This is a genomic window from Nostoc favosum CHAB5714, assembly GCF_020829495.1.
GTDB classification, from domain to species: domain Bacteria; phylum Cyanobacteriota; class Cyanobacteriia; order Cyanobacteriales; family Nostocaceae; genus Nostoc; species Nostoc favosum.
The window spans coordinates 23,746-42,954 of record NZ_JAIVFQ010000059.1 but is presented as its reverse complement, the minus strand read 5'-3'; the positions used below and the strand labels follow the sequence as shown (position 1 = coordinate 42,954).

General features: G+C 43.6%; 13 protein-coding genes. 9 read left to right on the top strand and 4 right to left on the bottom strand.

Going from position 1 to position 19,209, the window contains the following annotated elements; translation table 11 throughout:
• Positions 1-397: 397 nt before the first annotated feature.
• The 6 genes from psbD to LC586_RS27230 all read left to right on the top strand — a co-directional run bounded on the left by psbD (position 398) and on the right by LC586_RS27230 (position 8,607).
• Positions 398-1,453 (top strand): photosystem II D2 protein (photosystem q(a) protein), encoded by a 1,056-nt coding sequence (gene psbD / locus LC586_RS27255; RefSeq protein ID WP_100900373.1) that lies wholly within the window; start codon positions 398-400, stop codon positions 1,451-1,453.
• A gap of 785 nt (positions 1,454-2,238) precedes the next feature.
• Entirely contained in the window at positions 2,239-2,520 is a 282-nt protein-coding gene (locus LC586_RS27250) for a 4a-hydroxytetrahydrobiopterin dehydratase (RefSeq protein ID WP_229488354.1), read from the top strand.
• Between the two features lie 627 nt (positions 2,521-3,147).
• Positions 3,148-4,881 (top strand): iron uptake porin, encoded by a 1,734-nt coding sequence (locus LC586_RS27245; protein ID WP_229488353.1) that lies wholly within the window; start codon positions 3,148-3,150, stop codon positions 4,879-4,881.
• 954 nt (positions 4,882-5,835) lie between these two features.
• On the top strand, positions 5,836-6,798 hold the full coding sequence (gene cysK, locus LC586_RS27240) for a cysteine synthase A (protein WP_229488352.1): 963 nt from the start codon (positions 5,836-5,838) through the stop codon (positions 6,796-6,798).
• 15 nt (positions 6,799-6,813) lie between these two features.
• The gene (locus tag LC586_RS27235) at positions 6,814-7,515 is read left to right on the top strand and encodes a J domain-containing protein (RefSeq protein WP_229488351.1); all 702 of its coding nucleotides are present in this window, start codon (positions 6,814-6,816) and stop codon (positions 7,513-7,515) included.
• 219 nt (positions 7,516-7,734) lie between these two features.
• Complete coding sequence (locus LC586_RS27230; protein WP_229488350.1) at positions 7,735-8,607, top strand: 6-carboxytetrahydropterin synthase; 873 nt, start codon at positions 7,735-7,737, stop codon at positions 8,605-8,607.
• 233 nt (positions 8,608-8,840) lie between these two features.
• On the opposite strand, the gene LC586_RS27225 is transcribed toward LC586_RS27230, so the two are convergent.
• From LC586_RS27225 to LC586_RS27215, 3 genes are read right to left on the bottom strand one after another with little or no spacing between them, the layout of a single operon-like run.
• On the bottom strand, positions 8,841-9,398 hold the full coding sequence (locus LC586_RS27225; RefSeq protein ID WP_229488349.1) for a Uma2 family endonuclease: 558 nt from the start codon (positions 9,396-9,398) through the stop codon (positions 8,841-8,843).
• Positions 9,399-9,430: 32 nt separating this feature from the next.
• Positions 9,431-10,447: a PrsW family intramembrane metalloprotease gene (locus LC586_RS27220; RefSeq protein WP_229488348.1), complete on the bottom strand. Its 1,017-nt coding sequence runs from the start codon at positions 10,445-10,447 to the stop codon at positions 9,431-9,433.
• Positions 10,440-11,360: a class I SAM-dependent methyltransferase gene (locus LC586_RS27215; RefSeq protein WP_229488347.1), complete on the bottom strand. Its 921-nt coding sequence runs from the start codon at positions 11,358-11,360 to the stop codon at positions 10,440-10,442. Before LC586_RS27215 ends, LC586_RS27220 begins: the two co-directional genes overlap by 8 nt.
• A 102-nt stretch (positions 11,361-11,462) precedes the next feature.
• On the opposite strand from LC586_RS27215, the gene LC586_RS27210 reads away from it, so the two are divergent.
• Positions 11,463-11,606: a histidine kinase gene (locus tag LC586_RS27210; RefSeq protein WP_229488346.1), complete on the top strand. Its 144-nt coding sequence runs from the start codon at positions 11,463-11,465 to the stop codon at positions 11,604-11,606.
• On the opposite strand, the gene LC586_RS27205 is transcribed toward LC586_RS27210, so the two are convergent.
• Entirely contained in the window at positions 11,577-13,256 is a 1,680-nt protein-coding gene (locus LC586_RS27205; protein ID WP_229488345.1) for a DUF3352 domain-containing protein, read from the bottom strand. The genes LC586_RS27210 and LC586_RS27205 overlap by 30 nt on opposite strands.
• Before the next feature lie 655 nt (positions 13,257-13,911).
• Between LC586_RS27205 and LC586_RS27200 the strand changes: the two genes are divergently transcribed.
• Positions 13,912-16,593: a M1 family metallopeptidase gene (locus tag LC586_RS27200; protein ID WP_229488344.1), complete on the top strand. Its 2,682-nt coding sequence runs from the start codon at positions 13,912-13,914 to the stop codon at positions 16,591-16,593.
• 882 nt (positions 16,594-17,475) lie between these two features.
• A complete protein-coding gene (locus LC586_RS27195) occupies positions 17,476-19,200 on the top strand; it encodes an ABC1 kinase family protein (protein WP_229488343.1) in 1,725 nt (574 codons plus the stop codon).
• Positions 19,201-19,209: the final 9 nt, after the last annotated feature.

Below are 19,209 nucleotides of genomic sequence, written 5' to 3'. Positions count from 1 at the left end.
GGGCATTGGGCATTGGGCATTGGGCATTGGGCATTGGGCATTGGGCATTGGGCATTGGGCATTGGGCATTGGGCATTGGGCATTGGGCATTGGGCATTGGGCATTGGGCATTGGGCATTGGGCATTGGTTATTTCTCTTCATCTCCCTTATCTCCCTTATCTCCCTCATCTCCCCACTCCCCATTCCCCACTCCCCACCTCATCTGAATCAAAAATAAATTTTTATTACAAAACCCCTAGAAAAATTAGCGATTAACACCTAATATGATTAAAGGTGTGTAAAAAATTGTAAACTAGGTTAACAACCCGGTTAACTTTCTGCTTATGGAAGGCTTTTATATAGCCATCTATAATACAGATACAACCTGTACTTATAAACATTTGGAGATTTGCTCTAATGACCATCGCAGTTGGACGCGCCCCTAGTAGAGGGTGGTTTGACGTTTTAGACGACTGGCTCAAGCGCGATCGCTTCGTATTCGTAGGTTGGTCAGGGATATTATTGTTCCCCTGCGCCTTCCTAGCACTAGGCGGTTGGCTGACCGGTACCACCTTCGTCACCTCTTGGTATACCCACGGGTTAGCCTCCTCCTACCTAGAAGGCTGTAACTTCCTAACAGTGGCAGTATCCACCCCCGCCGACAGCATGGGACATTCCCTATTGCTGTTGTGGGGGCCAGAAGCCCAAGGCAACCTCACCCGTTGGTTCCAATTGGGTGGCTTGTGGCCATTCGTGGCCCTGCACGGAGCCTTCGGTTTAATTGGCTTCATGTTGCGGCAATTTGAAATTGCCCGTCTAGTAGGTATCCGTCCTTACAACGCCCTCGCCTTCTCAGCTCCGATTGCGGTATTCGTCAGTGTATTCCTGATGTACCCCTTGGGACAATCGTCGTGGTTCTTTGCACCCAGCTTTGGTGTGGCTGCTATTTTCCGGTTTCTACTATTCCTGCAAGGGTTCCACAACTGGACACTCAACCCCTTCCACATGATGGGTGTTGCGGGTGTATTGGGTGGCGCTCTATTGTGCGCCATTCACGGAGCCACAGTCGAAAATACCTTGTTTGAAGACGGTGATGGTGCTAACACCTTCCGCGCCTTCAATCCAACCCAGTCGGAAGAAACCTACTCAATGGTGACGGCAAACCGTTTCTGGTCACAGATTTTCGGTATTGCCTTCTCAAACAAACGCTGGTTGCACTTCTTCATGTTGTTCGTGCCAGTTACAGGCTTGTGGATGAGTGCCGTCGGCATCGTCGGTTTAGCACTCAACCTGCGGGCTTATGATTTCGTCTCCCAAGAATTACGGGCGGCGGAAGACCCGGAGTTTGAAACCTTCTATACCAAAAACATTTTGCTGAATGAGGGTATCCGCGCTTGGATGGCTCCTCAAGATCAACCCCACGAACAATTTGTATTCCCTGAGGAAGTTCTACCTCGCGGTAACGCTCTCTAATATTGAAAGCCGACCATGACTTAAATCAGGGTTGTAGTTGCCAAAAATTGACACCAACCAGATTAAATAATCTCTTTGGCATAAGCTAATAAAGTGTCAATATTCCCCATTCTCCAGTCATCTCCCGCCTTTCGGTGGGGGATTTTTTTATTTTTTATATATCGTTAATATCTCTAAATTTATGTGTTATCTTAGATGAAGGTTATAAACCCGGAGCAAATGCTCTGCCCTTTTGAGACTAAGACCGCTTAGGCAACAAGGAGGTGATGCCCATGATAGAAAGTAGTAAATGCATGGGTCATCAGGTTGCAGTTAGCCGGCTGTGTGCCGGGGCTGTTCTCTAAAAGTTAGCCTTAGTTATCTTTGAGATACTAAGTTAGCTCAACTAGCTAGGCAAGCTCGGAGTTCCTTCCGGCAGTCTGGTTGCAACCTGAAGACCCGCTAGACCGCTCTGAGATAGATTATCTGATCTAACTCAGAGCGGATAGTTTTTTGTAGGTAACTTTGGTTTTATTAATGGTTGCTTTTGAAAACTTAGATGGCGATGCGTGCGGCGGCAAAGGCAACGTATTTAACTTTGATTAAAAATAAAAATATCTTGCATCAAACCTTGGGTTCTGACCAGATGTGAGCAATAGCGTCTATTTATTAAGTCTGATTTAAATATACACACATGCATTATGCTCTAGTTGATCCTCCCATTCTTTCTCTATGGAGAATAAAGGGGATTTTATCTAATGAAATATATAATGTGGCCCAAATAATGCAACTAGGAATTTTTTGAGATGGCACAACTACTCACTGAGGCGCAAATTCAAGAAAGTGCAAAGGTTCTGTCAGGTTGGACTGTTGAAGGCTCCAAGTTGCAAATTACCCGCACATTCAAGGATTTTATCCAAGCAATTGAGTTTGTCAATAAGCTGGTGGAGCCTGCTGAGTCGGCAGGACATCATCCAGATATAGAGATTTCCTACAACAAAGTGACGATTACACTCACAACACATGATGCAGGTGGGCTGACGCAGGCTGACTTTGATTTAGCGCAGGCAATTTCCCAAATTAACTAAGTGATTTCTTCTGACATCTTGCACTAGGGAACTGGAAGTCACCGTAAGGGGAGACGCAGCGCGTAGCAAGCTTTAAGACTACAACTAGGGGTTTCGCTTTGGAGTGCGCGGTTTTTGAAACCCTTGATTCATAAGCTGGTGTTTGCGATCGCAATAGCAGATAAACTACTCTGCATGAAAGCTTTGCCTACATTTGTGTAGCTGAGTCAATGTGGTTTAATTGGTGTGCGAATTTTAGTAGGGCTAAGTGCAATAAGGGATTTTTACTGACAATTTGCTAGGTGTCTAAGCTTTGAGCAATTTAGCCTGCGTAGGGAGCGAATGCCCTAAAGCCTACTCCTTACTTAAATATTTAGATAATTACGTGTGACAGTTATTAAGGCGATCGCTCCAATATTGCCATCTAGATCAGATGTTTTATAATGTTATGATATAAAGATATGTTTTTGCATAAGTTAATCACATAAGTTTTTAACCCTAAGTTAATCGTTTATTAGCTTTGCAAAAACTAAAATTGTAGTAGTGGCAACTATGCCTCATGCACAGGTTTCAATGAGATGTCGCATTTTTGAGAATTAGGTGCAACGAAACCAATTATCTAAACAAGGTGTGAGGAGTAAAGAGAAGATGTCTAGTATATTGTGGAAATCCTTAGTGGTTAGCCCAGCAGTTTTGGGAGCAACATTGTTAGTTTCGGCAACAGCGATTGCGGCTCCAAACACAACCACTGAAGTATCACCAGCCCCACAACCAGGTGTAACTGAAGTTGCCCAACAGCCAGAAATGTTGGCTCAAACAACCATTGATCAAGTTAATCGCTACAGCAACGAAGGCAACCAAAATAACTCTCAGTCTCAAGTAACATCGGTTTCTCAGTTTTCCGACGTACAACCCACTGACTGGGCATTCCAAGCATTGCAATCCTTGGTTGAGCGCTATGGTTGTATTGCAGGTTACCCAAATGCTACTTATCGCGGTAACCGTGCTTTAACCCGTTACGAATTTGCTGCTGGTTTGAACGCCTGTTTGGATCGAGTTAACGAATTGATTGCCACAGCAACAGCTGACTTGGTGACCAAACAAGATTTAGCTACCTTACAACGGTTACAAGAAGAATTTTCCGCAGAATTGGCAACCCTACGCGGTCGCGTAGATTCCTTAGAAGCGCGGACTGCTGAATTGGAAGCTAATCAGTTTTCCACTACTACCAAACTAGTCGGTGAAGCTATTTTTGCTGTTAGTGATGCCTTTGGCGATAACACTGGTGATGCTAATAATACTGTCTTCCAAAACAGAGTCCGTTTAGACTTACAAACCAGCTTCACTGGTAGAGACGTTTTGCACACCCGTCTCGCAGCCGGGAATGCACAAGCCTTTTCACTAATAGATAATGGTGGTGGTGTTATCGACACTGCTGAAGGCACACAAACATTTCAAGTCGGTAATGGCGAAGGTGGCAACAGTGTCAGCATAGATCGTTTGACCTATGAAGCTCCCATAGGCCCAGCCCAAGTTTACCTTGCGGCAAGTGGGGGACGACACAGCCATTATGCTGCTGTTAACAACCCTTACTTTTTCGACCAAACTGACGGTGGTAATGGTGCTTTGTCTGCCTTTGCTTCTGAAAGTCCCATCTATCGTATTGGTGGTGGCGCAGGTATAGCGCTTAATCTACCCCTTGGCAGAGGTGGCGGTATCCTGGGAAATAGTTCAATAACTGCGGGTTACTTGGCGTCCCAAGCTAATAATCCTGGTCTGAGTCAAGGTCTGACCAACGGCGACTATGCAGCTCTTGGACAGTTGAATTTTAGTGTTGGCGATCGCTTGGCCTTAGCTGCTACTTACGTTCACGGATACAGTGCAGGCGGTGCTTTATTCGACTCGGGTGAGGCATCAGACGTCAACACTGCTTTGGGAACAACAAGACCTTTTGCAGTAGGTACTGAACAATCTAACGCTTTACTAGGTGCAGCTTCCAGCAACTCCTACGGTGTGTCGGCTGCCTTTAGACCGAGCGACAAGCTATCAGTTAGTGGCTTCGTCTCTTACCACGATGTCACAGGCTTTGGTATAGGTGATGATTATGAAGCTTGGTCATACGGTGCTGGAGTTGCTTTAGCTGATTTTGGTAAACAGGGTAACGTTTTAGGTATTTTTGCTGGTGCACAGCCCTATTCCTTTAACCGGACAGGTGTTACTGCTGGTAATGATATACCCTATCACTTTGAAGGCTTCTACAAGTATCGCGTGTCAGATAACATCTCTGTAACCCCTGGTGTAATCTGGTTGACCTCTCCTGGTCAAAGCAACGATAACGACGATGCAATTATCGGTACGCTCAGAACAACTTTCACCTTCTAGAGTATTGACTCTTCACCGACAATTTTGAACTCTATTGTTCCCCGCCATCAGGTGGGGCTTTTTGTTTTCGGTAGCAACAACAAATAAACACCAGTAGTTAACCGAAGTATACTAGAAAAGTTAGGAGTTGTGACAATACGGTTCGGTTAGCTTGTTTACCCTGCGAAGATCCCCCCAACCCCCCGATAAATTGGGGGGCTAGTTTCCTCCTTTACCCCCAATTTATCGGGGGTCGCCACAGGCGGGGGGATCTTATCCGAATCGTATTGGGAGTTGTGAGTTATAAGTTATGACGGTTTTTATACAGCACTTTGCAAGTAAATGAAGTACACCCGTCTCCAACTCTCCTCAATATATCGCGGAGGGTGTGCGAGTGCTTGGGTGGGGTATTTTTGTACCTCACAAACTTGAAATATGCTGTATGAATAGACCACAGTAAGGTGGGCATTATATGCATACCCTACCAGCGACGAACTTCTAATCATTACGAAAGTTAAGGATAATTGTAGGTTGGGTTGAACTTTAGTGTTACCCAACAAATGCCCGAAAATGTTGGGTTTCGTTCCTCAAACGCCACATGCTTCAAGTCGGGAAACCCGCCCAACGCAGTGGCTCCCCAACCTACGCAAATTTATTTTTCTGGCTTAACCCAAGCGTATTGGTTTGGAAACCCGCTTATCCTACGGGAACAGCAAAGCTGAACAGGATTGGACTCAATATGGTTCAGTTAAGGCTAAAACTCTTAATTTTTTAACAAACCGCAAAGGCACGCATACTCCTACAAAGAAGCAAGCAAGCTACGCATAGCGTCTGTCTGCGACACGCTGTTCGCGTTCGTAGAGAAGGACGCAAAGAGAAGGAATAAATGCTTAACTGAACTGTATTGGGACTGGACTTACCGATGACTATTGACTAATGACAAATGACTTTTGACTAATAACTAAGGGCTAAATTATGCAAATTGCTCGTAACATTACAGAACTGGTTGGTCGTACACCCCTAGTGCAGTTGAACCGCATTCCCCAAACAGAAGGATGTGTTGCAAAAATTGTGGTGAAACTGGAAAGTATGAACCCATCGGCATCAGTCAAAGATCGAATTGGGGTGAGTATGATTAACGCCGCCGAAGAAGAGGGGCTGATTACTCCTGGGAAGACAGTATTGGTAGAACCCACCTCTGGAAACACAGGAATTGCCTTAGCAATGGCAGCAGCGGCTAAGGGTTATCGGTTAATTTTGACAATGCCAGAGACAATGAGTGCGGAGCGACGGGCAATGTTGCGGGCCTATGGAGCAGAACTGGAACTAACGCCAGGGATGGAAGGCATGAGTGGGGCAATTGGGCGGGCGCAACAAATGGTTAATACTACGCCAAATACTTATATGTTGCAGCAGTTCCGCAATCCAGCCAATGCAAAAGTGCATCGGGAAACTACAGCTCTTGAAATCTGGGAAGATACCGATGGACAAGTAGATATGATCGTAGCAGGGGTGGGCACAGGTGGTACGATCACTGGTGTAGCAGAAGTGATTAAAGCACGCAAGCCTAGTTTTAAGGCGATCGCTGTTGAACCATCCAATAGCCCAGTTTTATCTGGGGGACACCCCGGGCCACACAAAATCCAAGGAATTGGGGCTGGGTTCATTCCCCAAGTTCTCAAGATAAAATTAATTGATGAAGTGATTACCGTCACCGATGAAGAAGCGATCGCTTATAGTCGGCGTTTGGCAAAAGAAGAAGGGCTACTATCTGGCATTTCCAGTGGAGCAGCTTTATGTGCAGCAATTCGCGTTGCCCAACGTCAAGAAAATGAGGGACGTTTAATTGTGATGATTCAGCCCAGTTTTGGTGAGAGATATTTGAGTACACCGTTGTTCCAAGACCTGGAAACAAGGTTAGCCGCTAGCATCAGCTAACGATAAATTGAATTAATGGTCAATTCTAAGCACGTTTCTAACCATTACGAAACTCTCAAAGTTAGTCCAAGTGCAAGCCTTGCGGAGATTAAGCAAGCTTATCGCCGCTTGGTTAAGTTATTTCATCCTGACAGCAATCAGGAAACAGCCGATCAAGAGCAGATAATCCGCATCAATGCAGCTTATGAAGTCTTAGGCGACAACCAAAATCGCCGCGATTATGACCAACAACTGCAAGATGACTCTCAAAAATTAAATAGCGATCGCCAACAGCGTACAGCATCAGCACAAAAGCATTACCAGACAACACGAAAAACTGGACGCGATGTTGACGAGCAAGTTGAGGAATGGCTACGCAAAGTTTACCAACCAGTAAATCGCTTGCTTTGTACCATTCTTTATTCGTTAGAAGAACAAATGGAGCAATTAGCTGCTGATCCCTTTGATGATGAGTTGTTAGATGAATTTCAAGAATATTTAAAAGCCTGTCGAGATGACCTCAAGCAGGCACAAATTACTTTTCGCTCTCTACCGAATCCGCCTAGTTTAGCAAGAACAGCCGCTCACCTTTACTACAGCCTCGATCAAGTAGCAGATGGACTCGATGAATTAGGTTATTTTCCTTTGAACTACGATGAGCGTTATTTACACACAGGTCATGAACTATTCCGCATAGCTACGAGGTTACACTGTGAGGCACAAGCATCTGTTACATAGTCATTGGAAATTGGGCATTGGGCATGGGGCATGGGGCATGGGGCATGGGTCAATTTCGCTGCATGTCAAAGGACTAATGACTAATGACTAATGACTAATGACTAATGACTAATGACTAATGACTAATGACTAATGACTAATGACACATAACTTAAGAATTAGTTTATGCTGGAAGCAGAGAAAGATTAAGAAATTTTAAATTCTGCTCATAGTGTACTCATGCAATGTATTGTTAATCGCCGCGCCCAGTTTTCGGCAAGTCATCGTTATTGGTTGCCAGAACTGAGTGAAGCTGAGAATATTGAGAAATTTGCTGCTTGCTCTAGATTTCCGGGACACGGACATAACTATGTCTTATTTATCTCCCTAGCCGGGGAATTGGATGAATATGGCATGGTGCTGAACTTGTCTGATGTGAAACACGTAATTAAACGGGAAGTTACTAGTCAATTGGACTTCTCTTATCTCAACGATGTGTGGGCAGAATTTCAACAAACTCTACCCACAACTGAGAATATTGCACGGATTATCTGGCAGAGGCTAGCACCTCATTTGCCTCTAGTGCGTGTGCAGTTATTTGAACATCCTGAACTTTGGGCAGATTATATGGGAAACGCAATGGAAGCCTACCTCACGATTAGTACTCACTTTAGCGCCGCCCATCGGCTAGCTCATCCTAACCTCAGTAACGAAGAAAACACTGAGATTTATGGTAAGTGCGCTCGTCCCCACGGTCACGGACACAACTATCATTTAGAAGTCACTGTGAAAGGGGAAATTGACCCACGCACTGGGATGATTGTTGATTTAGGTGCTTTGAATCAAGTGGTAGAAGATTATGTGGTTGAGCCATTCGATCACACCTTTTTAAACAAAGACATTTCTTACTTTGCTGAAGTTGTGCCCACTGCTGAGAATATCGCACTTTACATTAGTAATTTACTGCGATCGCCTATTCAGGAATTGGGAGCTAAACTTTACAAAGTGAAACTTATTGAAAGTCCCAATAACTCCTGCGAAATCTACTGTACTGAGTCTGAATCAAATTCAGTCAGCGCAGCCGTGAATCAGCCAGTGTTGGCAGGCGTTTAGGTAATTGAAAATTGAGGCATAGGGCATTTTTAATAATTCGTAATTCGTAATGACGCTCGCGGACTCGCTAACGCTGCGCTAACGTAATTCATAATTATTAAAATTAGTCCTTTCAAAGTGACTCGTAAAATCTATTTTATTCTGTCTGTCTCTCTGCGGTTTAAAAGTAATTTATTTAACCGCAGAGGCGCATAGAACACAGAGTAAAAAAGATGGTAGGAAAGAATCCAAGGCTAAACAAGTTTACTAACTAAGCAGTTGAAACCAGGTAGCAAAGGACTTGTTAACTCATCTTGACTAAATAAAGTAGCTGCTAACTTTAATGCAGCCTGTTCACGTCGATAAATCTCAACTTTCTTTTGTATAGAATCGCAAATCCAATATTCTTGAACCCCTTGTACCGAGTACAGCTTTAGCTTTGTTTCCTTGTCGCGTTTCTCGTTTTTTTCGCCGGGTGATAAAACCTCTACTACTAACTCCGGTGCGCCTGTGAGGTGTCCAGCTTCATCTAGCAAGTTTTTTAAGCGTTCATGACTTGCCCATACCACATCAGGGATCACATTGTCAGAATCTGAGAAAATAATTCCAGGTGCGATCGCAGTCTGACCTAAACCAGTTTCATCTGACCAAATCTTAAGAACTGTAACAATATTGCCACAACTTGATTGATGATCCCAACTAGGTGATTTGGTCACAAATAGTTCTCCATCAATAATCTCATAGCGATTTCTGCGATCGCCAGCAAATAGTTCTAAGTCAGCAGTCGTCCAACGCACTGGAGTTGTTTGCATAGAAACCCCCTAGCATTTTTCTAAATCATATTTTAAAAATACCGACGACGAGCAGAATGTCGCAAATAGCGATAAATGCCCCAGGCTAAAACTCCGAAAAAGAGATTTAGGAAAAAGCGACTAATTATAAACCACAAAATATCAGGATCAAAAAGCTTCGACGGACTCAAGGGACTAAGAATCCTGGCTAAGAGAAACAGCCCAAAAATAGCATTTCCACCCAGCACGAGGGCAAACAGCACTAAACTCCTCTGCCAGTAACGGTGTTGGGGTGTATGGCCTGAGATTAGGGTAATGGCGGGTTTGCCTTGCACTTTTCGCAGTAATTGTTCTAGTCGCCAAAACATCCACAAGAGAAACGGGAATAAACCATAACTCAGGAAACTTAAAGGTAGTGAGTAACGCCAAGCACTAGATAAAACATTAACTAAGGCATGACAAATTACAGAATTTAGCCAAGCCCTAAAAATGAACTTTTTGTCTCGATTTAACCGAGTGTTGGAGGAAATATAGATTCCTAAGGCATATCCCCAAGGTGCAGAGAACATGGCGTGGACTGGCATACCGATAGTACGGTCTAGAATTGATGCTGTATCGTGGAAAAGGTAAATCCAATTCTCTTCGGCAGTGAATCCAAGGGCAACGGCTATGGTGAAGAGGAAAACGGTAGATGCAAATAATCGATACTTGCGTTGCAAATAGTAGGTTGGGACAACAACCGCTACAAACTTGCAGCCTTCTTCAATTGGGCCTACTTCCACAAGCTGCCGCAACGCTATACCAGGAAGCGTAGACGCGTTGGCAAAGCCTCTTGTAGAGAAGCAGGTTGTCGGCAGACATCGCTTGATCTGCTGCCAGTCTACAATCCAATTAGCTACAGTTTCAAAAACCCATTCGAGGCTAAGGGCTAAGATACCAGATATTGCGCCGATGATAAAGAACATCAGCAACTTTAACAGAGGTGGGGCAAATGGCACCCGACAGTAGTAGTAGCCTAGCAGCAGCAAAGGTGGTATTGCTGCCCAGAGTAGTAGAGAGAAATCAACCACTCACCTGAGCGATCGCTGTGCGGTGACGGTGGGTATTGTTAGTGATTGTGGGAGTTTGGAAACCCGCCTCAACAATAGCTTGCTCAATGTTCAAAGCGAAATATTCATCTAAATACGGTTCAGTACTTTTGAGCAACGTCAAAATGTAAGCTGGCATTTTCTGGTAAACTTCAGATTTTGGATTCATGTCCATGATTGCCAAGTAGCCACCTGGACGCAGCAAGCGCCGCATTTGGGCTAAAATCTGTCGGGTTGCTGACTGGGGTAATTCGTGGCACATCAGGAAAATGGAAACTAAATCAAATGAGGCATCAGGTAGCCCGGTAGATTCCGCTTGGGCATGAAGCCAGTTAATTTTAGCTTGACGTTGCCCAGCGCGGTAATTGGCAACTGCTAAAAAGTAAGGAGATAAGTCTAAGCCTGTAATTTGAGCATGGGGATAAATTTCTTGTAGGGCAAAGGTACTCAAACCCACACCACAGGCCAAATCTAGGATGTCTTGGGGTTGATTGGGGATTTGCACTTTGAGGATATCGTGGTAACTTTGGCGCAGTTTAGCATCTCCTTCTGCTCCAGCATCTTGCCAAATTCCGGCATGGACAGTACGGGCAGCAACTTCTAGCTCACAAGCTGCTTTCCAACTTAGGTTTCCACCTTCATAGGCATGGAATGACCGCAAATAGTATTCTGGGTAGGAAAGCTGAGGATTTTCTACTTGAGCTAGATCAGCCTTCCAATCACGCGCCTGTAGTGTTTCGACTTCTTGCGTCCAAGGCACGCCAATTCTTTCGGCACGTTTAATCATCATTTGTCTAGCTTGATGCTTGGCTAAGTTGGCTAACGGCTGGATTGCCAGTATGCCATTCACCAAGCGGGAAGCTAAACCAGGATTAGTGTTTACAGCAGCAGTCATAAATCAGTTTGCATTTAAAAGCCTTTTCTACTTATGACATACTTGTTGGACACCAGTCTAGAAGCAATTTGAATTGTGGGAGTGGGGAGTGGGGAGTAGGGAGTGGAGGGAGATGAGGGAGATGAGAGAGATGAGGGAGAAATAACTCATGCCCAATGCCCAATGCCCAATACCCAATGCCCAATACCCAATGCCCAATGCCCAATGCCCAATGCCCTATTTTGCAGTATTTGGCTTGAGAGCTAACAACATCTCCAATTCACTGGTAGATTTATCAGGGCTAGTAGCGGTAAAAGCTAGACCGCGAATGGAACCCAGCATGGTGATAGTGTTGGCGTCAGATGAGATTAAACTCTTGATTAAGGGCACAGTTTGAGTTTTGTCCATATCTAAATAGAAATAGCCGCCGTTGGGCTTTTGCAAAGAACCAGTGACGGCTTTGAAGGTATCGCTATTGTCGAGAGATGGATTATTGCGATCGCCGATCGCTTCAGCAACTGGGCCACCAAGAGCCACAAATACAGTGTCTTGATCGAGCCAACCATGTGACAATAAAGCTCCCTGTCTGGGGATTTGCCATTCCGTTACGTCTTTCCCACCGATATTTGTATTGGCGACGTTGATTTGTTGTGTTTTGGCAAGGGTATCCAATTTTGTCAAGGTGGCTTCGGCAGTTTTGCGATCGCTAGTATCAAATACTAAAGCACCTCCAAAACCAACATTTGTTAACACCCCTTGATTAGATGGAATCGCACCAAAGGCAAATTCCCCATTCATCCAGCCAAAAATATCTTTATCCAGGTCAATATTGACAAATTTCAGTTGTCCTCGCACCTGTTCAAGACCTTGCTTCATTTCTGGATAATTTTTTGACTCTTCTACTAGTGTTTCCCAGCCACGGCTGATACCATTTCCGCTAATCAGGGCAAAAGTACCAGTGGGAAATTGCCCAACTATATTTCCCGGACTTGATTGATACTGAAATTTATTTAGTTGCGGATCTAAATTGGCGATCGCTTTTACCCGCACTCCCCCATTATCAACACCAACGCCCGCCATCACTGATTTTATCTGCTTGAGTTGCGCCAGAGCTTGTGGAGGTAACTGCTTTACCTGCGGGTTTCCGGCTGCTAATTGCTGTACCATCCCTGCATAGTCTGGTATATAAATTTGGGCGAGGCTGTTTTTGACATCCACTCCTTTAAGAATGCTGCTAGCACCTTCTTTACTGGCAAAAGAAGACTGTCCCTTAAACGTGTCTATTGCTTTTTCTACAGCTTGCTTTTTCGGGGCTAATACCAAGTGATTATTATTTAAAACTACGCTATACGTCGGCTTGCCATTTTCTGTAGTTTCAATAATTTTTTGACCTTGATAGTCAGATTCCTGGAATTTAACTCCTTTTTGTGACTTCAATTTGTTAGCAAAATTCAACGCACTGAGTTTGTCCTTGATTCCTACCACTATCAGGATATTCGGTTCCTGCTGTAAATTTGTTGTTATATTAGGTGTCCCAGAGGGCACGTTTAATTGCGCTGGTTTCACAGGATTTGGTGGTAGTACAGCAATCATGACACCACCAGCCCAAGGCTTTATGTCTTTTTCATAAGAAACGTTACCGTCACTGAACATTTGCTTATTGAAATCTTCCAGATTTTTTGCCACTAATTTTTGTGCTTCTGGAGTGCCAAATTGTTGTAGCTTTGCCCAGGCTTGAGGGTCAGTAGTAATATAAGTTGCCATCAATGCTGTTGAAGGTACTACTTTAGCGCTGCCTATAGCGTCTGAGCTACCTCCTGATGGGGCTTTAAAATACGTATAAGCCGCTATACTTCCTGCAATAACTACAGCAGCACCAACAGCAGGAATGAGAAACTTGGATTTACTTTCAGGCATTTTGTTATCCTCTTTTGCTCAGATTGTCACCGAGATTTATACAAGTGTCACTGTAGAGTTTTCGGATTTATTAATAATTTCCGCTCATTGATCGGTATTTACTGATAAAATTAGTAGTCCTATAAGCTAGCAGTGTAAAATAAATACTCTAAAAAATACTTCCACGAGATGAGGAGCGAATCGGCAAATGATATGCTGTTCATTTCAAACAAAATAGCCTCCTCAACAGAGGCAAGCTATCCTAAGTTATAGGACTCCTGTCTGATTTGTCAGCAAAATTTCAGATAAAACCCTGATTAACGGGCTTTTCAGTCTCAGTATGTTTTCAAAAATCAAATCGGAGTCCTATATAAGAATAATTAGGAGTGTTTGTACTTAATAAAAATTTATCGAGGTGCAAGAGACTCTTGACTCGATGACAAAAAAGTGCAAAACATCAGTAAAAGTAAATGCGGGAGGGATATGGAAAAAAGTCCAAGGATCGGCAGCCGACCTTCGGAAATTCGGGTGAGATTAATAATCCCCCAATCCCAAAAGGGAATTCTCACCTCCATAATGCCCTGTTCATTTGGGAAATATATTTAGACACCGCTATTTTGCTTAACTACGTCCAGCCAAGCCAGACTTTTCAGGATTACAAGGTCAGTAAGGATCAATGTCGAAGTCTTATTTTGATACAGATAATAACGTACACAAACCTTTTGAGTTACCGGGAGCAAGACCACACTACAACCCCGATCGCCCCGGACAGGTAGAGCATATTTTTCTCGATCTCAGCTTGGATATCCCAAAGCTTTGCTATCAGGGCAGTTGTAGCATTCGCCTCTTACCAATCCGTAATGGCATTGACCGTTTGACTTTGGATGCTGTCAACCTGAATATCGAGTCTGTGCAGGTGGACGAGGTGCCACAAAATTTTGACTACGATGGGGAACAGCTTTCCATCCAACTTGCTGAGGTGACCCAAATTGGTAAACGCTTGCTGATTGCGATCGCCTACTCGGTGGCAAAACCGCAGCGTGGTCTTTACTTTATTCAACCAGACAAGCACTACCCAAACAAGCCAACTCAAGTTTGGACTCAAGGAGAAGACGAAGACTCTCGCTTTTGGTTCCCCTGCTTTGACTATCCAGGACAATTGTCTACCTCAGAAATTCGCGTTCGTGTCCCCAACCCTCTCGTGGCGATTTCCAACGGCGAATTGATTAACACCACAGAAGATGGTGATTACAAAATCTACCATTGGTCACAGCAACAAGTTCATCCTACCTACTTGATGACTTTGGCAATAGGTGACTTTGCCGAAATTCAGGATGAGTGGAACGGTAAACCAGTTACCTACTACGTAGAAAAGGGACGGGAGGAAGATGCTAAACGCAGCATGGGCAAAACTCCCCGCATGATCGAATTTTTGAGCCAAAAGTATGGCTATCCATATCCTTTCCCGAAATACGCTCAGGTTTGCGTCGATGACTTCATCTTTGGCGGGATGGAAAACACCTCCACAACACTGTTAACAGATAGATGCTTGCTAGATGAACGTGCCGCTTTAGATAACCGCAATACCGAAAGTTTAGTCGTCCACGAACTCGCGCACCAGTGGTTTGGTGATTTGGTGGTGATTAAGCATTGGTCTCATGCTTGGATTAAGGAAGGGATGGCTTCTTATTCTGAGGTGATGTGGACAGAACAGGAATATAGTCTAGAAGAAGCAGCTTACTATCGTTTATTAGAAGCTCGTCGTTACTTAAGTGAAGATAGCAGCCGTTATCGTCGCCCGATGGTAACACATGTTTACCGAGAAGCTATTGAGCTTTACGATCGCCACATTTACGAAAAAGGGTCTTGTGTTTATCACATGATTCGGGCCCAATTAGGAGATGAATTGTTTTGGGAGGCTATCCAAACATTTGTTCAAGATAATGCCCACAAAACCGTAGAAACAGTAGACTTACTCAGGGCGATTGAAAAGGCTACCGGACATAATCTTTTATTCCTCTTTGACCAATATGTTTTTCGTGGTGGTCATCCCGATTTTAAAGTAGCTTACTCTTGGGATGGGGATGCTAATTTGGCAAAAATCACGGTAACTCAAACCCAAGCTGCTGAAGGTAAAAATGGCAGTAAGGATTTGTTTGATTTAAAAATACCTATTGGTTTTGGCTATACCCAACAGGAAGAAGGGAGGAATGAGGAGTTAGGAGTAGAGACGCGATTAATCGCGTCTGTACAGGAGTTAGGAGTTAAAAAGAATTCCAAACTCATAATTAATAACTCACAACTCAAAACTTTTGTAGTGCGGGTAAATGAGCGTGAACAAAGCTTCTACTTCCCCCTAGAAAATAAGCCCCAATTTATCAGCTTTGATGTTGGGAATAATTATCTGAAAACAGTAACTTTGGAGTATCCAATATCAGAGTTAAAAGCACAGTTAGAATTTGATCCCGATCCGATTTCACGTATTTACGCAGCAGCAGCTTTGGCGAAAAAAGGTGGATTAGAAGCAACAAAAGCATTATCTACATCGCTAAAAAATGACCCATTGTGGGGTGTGCGTGTGGAAGCGGCGAAACAACTAGCGCAAATCAATTTAGACCAAGCCTTTGATGGCTTAGTTATTGGGTTAAAAGATAAAAATGCTTACGTGCGACGAGCTGTAGTGGAAGCACTTGCTGAAATTAAAACTGCTGAAAGCTATAAAGCTGTCAGAGGGGTAGTGCAAAAGGGCGATCCTAGCTACTACGTGGAAGCAGCAGCTTCTCGTGTGATCGGGGCGATTGCATCTGCAAACTTGGAAGAAAAACCCAAGGAAGACAAGATATTAAAGCTGCTGAAATCCGTTTTAGAAGAGAAGGCGGGTTGGAATGAAGTAGTACGGAGTGGTGCAGTTGCCGGTTTAGCTGAATTCAAAACCTCGGAAGCAGCTTTAAATTTGCTAATCGAATACACCAAACTCGGTGTACCACAACCCCTACGTTTAGCCACAATTCGCGCTTTAGGAAAGATTTCTGTAGGTCAAAGTCCGGTTAATTTGGAACGAATTTTAGAAAAATTAACAGAACTAGCCAAAGAAACCTTCTTTTTAACGCAAGTGTCGGTAGCAGCAGCATTAGGACAAATGGAAACACCCAAAGCAGTGGGGATTTTGCGATCGCTAGTTGAACAAACAGCCGATGGGCGTGTACGTCGCTATGCTGAAGAAGAAATTTCTAAGGTGCAAAAGAATATTGGTTCAGAAAAAACCTTACGTCAATTGCGTGAGGATTTTGACCAACTCAAACAACAAAATCAGGAATTGAGAAGCCGTCTAGAAAACTTGGAGGCAAAATCTAAATAGCAGTACACAATCATTAGAAGTAGCTAATTGGTAATTGGTAAGTGTGGCAAAATCACTACCAATTACCAAATTTATAGCACTTATAAATAATAATTCTGTTATGAGTCGCGGGTTGATTCTTCCACCTAACTATACAATTCTAGGACTAGTACAGCACGGCGGAAATAAACCATTGTCGTTACCCACATTTTTGTAACAGTCAAAGTGTCGCGCTCATCCGATATCCCACCCAGAACTTAAGTTCTGGGCTGATAGCTAAAGTCCACTCAAGTGGACTGAAATTTTCCCTTTTATATATAGCTTTTCCTAATCAAATGAGGTATATCAGAGCAAGCTCCTCACTTGCTCTTAGAAGGTGGGGTTCTATACCTACTCAACTGAGAACCGCTATAAGATAGCCTTCTACATGGCTGAAAATTTTGTATTTAGTCCTCTTGAGAGTCCTCTTGAGAGGACTTTAGCTATTAGCCTTGGAATTTATTCCGAGGCGGGAATCGTAACGAAGATTAAATCCAAGACAGTAATAGTACTACTACTATATATAAATGTTAGTAAATAAAGTTACTTACTATTGCAGTCTATTTAAATTTGCATAATCAGACACAGGTAGATATTTATATTTTTATAAATAATAGTTAAGAAAAGATAAAATCATCTGAAATGTGGATAATTAGTTGTAGTTTTATAAAGTATAATTAAGAAAAAGATAAACAAATCTTAGGCAGTAACATAGGCTAAAATCACCACGAACAGTATCCCAAAAGGGTAGAGTTCTAGTTGTTTTAGACAAAAGACTACCGCTATCCTGAACTTGCAACTAACTTGTGGGTTAGGAGAAAAACAATCATTGTAAATTTTTCAGTTGAAGAGGCAAATAAAGGCGTGGGTCAGTATCAACCTGCTCTGCTAAAACTCTATAATCCAGAGGCGATCGCTCGCTACTATAGTTACCGTCCCTGGCTAGCGTGGGGGCGACTCCTGAGAATTATCTTCTCTTTTGCGGGATTTATACTCAGTCTCAAGTGGGACGAATGGCAAGATAAAGTTGAGCAGAACAAGGGTAAACGAGCAATCCAGTTGCGAGAACTGCTCACCCGCCTCGGCCCGACTTTTATCAAAGTTGGTCAGGCCCTCTCTACTAGACCTGACCTAATACGTAAGGATTTTCTAGAAGAACTGATCAAGTTACAAGATCAGTTACCACCTTTCGATAATGCGATCGCTTACAAAATTATCGAAACTGAACTAGACCGTTCCATTCACGAAAGTTTTAGCGAACTGTCACCTAACCCAGTAGCTGCTGCTAGCTTGGGTCAAGTATATCGTGGTCGTCTAATCAGTGGCGAAGAAGTCGCAGTGAAGGTGCAACGCCCCAACTTACGCCCGACTCTCACCCGCGACCTCTATTTATTGCGGTGGGGGGCGAGTTGGGTAGCTCCCTGGTTACCTCTCAATCTCGGTCACGACCTAACTTTAATCGTGGATGAGTTTGGCACGAAGTTATTTGAAGAAATCGACTATATAAATGAAGGTCGCAACGCCGAAAAATTTGCTAGCAACTTCCGCAACGACCCCCAAGTTAAAGTTCCAGGAATTTACTGGCGTTATACTAATACCCACGTTTTAACCCTGGAATGGATTGACGGCTTCAAGTTGACAGATACTAAACGCATTCAAGAAGCAGGTTTAGATCCAGAAGCGATTATCCAAATTGGCGTTACATCAGGATTGCAACAGCTTTTAGAACACGGCTTCTTTCATGCTGACCCTCATCCCGGCAATTTGTTTGCTGTCCCCGATGGTCGGATGGCTTATATTGACTTCGGCATGATGGATCAGTTGGAGGAAACCACCAAAGAAACACTGGTGGATGCACTAGTGCATTTGGTGAATAAAGACTACACCGACCTAGCCGAAGATTTTGTAAAATTAGGATTTCTGACTCCAGATACGAATATTTGCCCAATTGTGCCAGCATTAGAAGCGGTGTTGGGAAACGCCATTGGCAAAAATGTCAAGGATTTTAACTTCAAAACTATTACCGATGAATTCTCGGAACTGATGTATGAATATCCTTTCCGAGTCCCGGCGAAGTTTGCTTTGATTATTCGTTCCTTGGTGACTCAAGAAGGTATTGCCCTGAGCCTCAACCCGAATTTCAAAATTGTTGAAGTGGGTTATCCCTATATAGCACGGCGGTTGCTGACAGGGGAATCGCCGGAATTACGGCGACGATTATTGAATGTCTTATTCAAAGATGGTAAATTTCAGTGGCAGCGATTAGAGAATTTAATTGCGATCGCTCGGACTGATAACAACTTTGATGTATTGCCCACAGCCCAGATGGGGTTCCAATATTTAATTTCGGAAGAAGGCAAATTTTTGCGGCGGCAGCTGGTGCTTGCTCTCACCGAAGATGACCGCCTCCACACCGAAGATGTCCAACGCCTGTGGAACCTGGTTAAAGATGACATAAAACCAGATCGTTTATTAAATGTAGCGATCGGCATTTTAACAAACTTATCCAGGGAAGGCGCAGCTGCTATCCTGCCAAAAGCTACATTCCTTGGGCCTTTTGCTGGGAACCAGTCAACAAACAAAAAGTAAAAAATCTTT

Bases quoted from the DNA above. Each gene is read 5' to 3' on its own strand.
- psbD (WP_100900373.1), top strand. From the start codon at position 398: ATGACCATCGCAGTTGGACGCGCCCCTAGTAGAGGGTGGTTTGACGTT.
- LC586_RS27250 (WP_229488354.1), top strand. From the start codon at position 2,239: ATGGCACAACTACTCACTGAGGCGCAAATTCAAGAAAGTGCAAAGGTT.
- LC586_RS27245 (WP_229488353.1), top strand. From the start codon at position 3,148: ATGTCTAGTATATTGTGGAAATCCTTAGTGGTTAGCCCAGCAGTTTTG.
- cysK (WP_229488352.1), top strand. From the start codon at position 5,836: ATGCAAATTGCTCGTAACATTACAGAACTGGTTGGTCGTACACCCCTA.
- LC586_RS27235 (WP_229488351.1), top strand. From the start codon at position 6,814: ATGGTCAATTCTAAGCACGTTTCTAACCATTACGAAACTCTCAAAGTT.
- LC586_RS27230 (WP_229488350.1), top strand. From the start codon at position 7,735: ATGCAATGTATTGTTAATCGCCGCGCCCAGTTTTCGGCAAGTCATCGT.
- LC586_RS27225 (WP_229488349.1), bottom strand. From the start codon at position 9,398: ATGCAAACAACTCCAGTGCGTTGGACGACTGCTGACTTAGAACTATTT.
- LC586_RS27215 (WP_229488347.1), bottom strand. From the start codon at position 11,360: ATGACTGCTGCTGTAAACACTAATCCTGGTTTAGCTTCCCGCTTGGTG.
- LC586_RS27205 (WP_229488345.1), bottom strand. From the start codon at position 13,256: ATGCCTGAAAGTAAATCCAAGTTTCTCATTCCTGCTGTTGGTGCTGCT.
- LC586_RS27200 (WP_229488344.1), top strand. From the start codon at position 13,912: ATGTCGAAGTCTTATTTTGATACAGATAATAACGTACACAAACCTTTT.